Origin of the sequence: Methylibium rhizosphaerae (assembly GCF_006386545.1) — a bacterium.
Taxonomy (GTDB): domain Bacteria; phylum Pseudomonadota; class Gammaproteobacteria; order Burkholderiales; family Burkholderiaceae_C; genus Pseudorivibacter; species Pseudorivibacter rhizosphaerae.
Window position 1 is genome coordinate 1 of record NZ_SWAR01000137.1, and the last position, 1,152, is coordinate 1,152.

General features: G+C 61.7%; 1 protein-coding gene. It reads right to left on the minus strand.

What is annotated here, in order from left to right; translation table 11 throughout:
* Nucleotides 1-1,086 (minus strand): IS630 family transposase, encoded by a 1,086-nt coding sequence (locus E8D38_RS27800; RefSeq protein WP_140637530.1) that lies wholly within the window; start codon nucleotides 1,084-1,086, stop codon nucleotides 1-3.
* Between the last annotated feature and the right edge of the window lie 66 nt (nucleotides 1,087-1,152).

Consider the following 1,152-nt stretch of genomic DNA (forward strand, 5'->3'; position numbering starts at 1 on the left):
CTAGTGTCCTGTCGCAGAAATACGTTTCGCGATCCGCTCGATCTTTTGCAGGATTGAGTCGGCGGTGGCAACCCACTGGAAAGGCGTGGCGTCGGCGTTGTAGCGTTGCACGAACAGCTCGATTTGCTGCTTGAGTTCACGCACGCTGGTGAACGAGTTGCGTCGGATGGCGCGCTCGGTGATCAGCGCGAACCAACGCTCGACCTGATTGAGCCAAGAGCTGTAGGTCGGAGTGAAGTGCAGGTGGAATCGCGGGTTGCGTGCCAGCCATGCCTTGACCTTGCCGTGCTTGTGGGTCACGTAGTTGTCCACGATCAAATGCAGGTCCAGCTCAGGCGGCGTCTGCTTGTCGATCTGGCGCAGGAAGTCCAGGAACTCCTGGTGCCGATGTTGCGCTCGAACACGCGAGATGACCTGCCCGTTGGCCACATCGAGCGCGGCGAACAGCGTGGTCGTGCCGTGACGAACGTAGTCGTGGGTGACGCCTTCGACGTAGCCGAATCCCATCGGCAGCACAGGCTGCGTGCGCTCCAGCGCCTGAATCTGGCTCTTCTCATCGACGCACAGAACCAGCGCGTGATCGGGTGGATTGAGGTACAGGCCGGTGATGTCGCGCACCTTCTCGACGAAGGCTGGGTCGTTGGACAACTTGAAGCTGCGTGAGCGATGAGGGGCGATGCTGGCCGCGCGGAACAGCCGGTGTGCCATGTCCTTGCTGATGTTCGCCTCGGCGGCGAAGCTGCGCACGCTCCAATGCGTCTGCTTGGCCGGGCGTGTCTGCAGCGCTTGGTTCAGCAAGTCCGCGACTCGCTGATCGTCCAGCGTCCTCGGGCGGCCTGGTCGTGGCTCGCTACGCAATCCTGGCAACCCTTGCTCGGCATATCGTGCTCGCCACTTGCGAATCGTTGGCTGCGACACGCCGAGTTGCTCGCCGATGGTCCCCGGCAAGATCCCATCGGCCGTCATCAGCACGATGCGAGCACGCTGCGCAACCGCTTGCGGTGTGCGCCGCGAACGCGCCACCTTCTCCAATTCGGTGCGCTGCTCTTGGCTCAACTCGATCGTCGCGTCTTCACGCAGGTGCATCGTCGTTCTCCGGCCGTCAATGTACCGGAGGACATGCAAGATCAATGCAAGTTATTTCTGCGACAG

What these genes read in the sequence shown, in the direction of transcription:
- E8D38_RS27800 (WP_140637530.1), bottom strand. Translation starts at nt 1,086, where the DNA reads ATGCACCTGCGTGAAGACGCGACGATCGAGTTGAGCCAAGAGCAGCGC.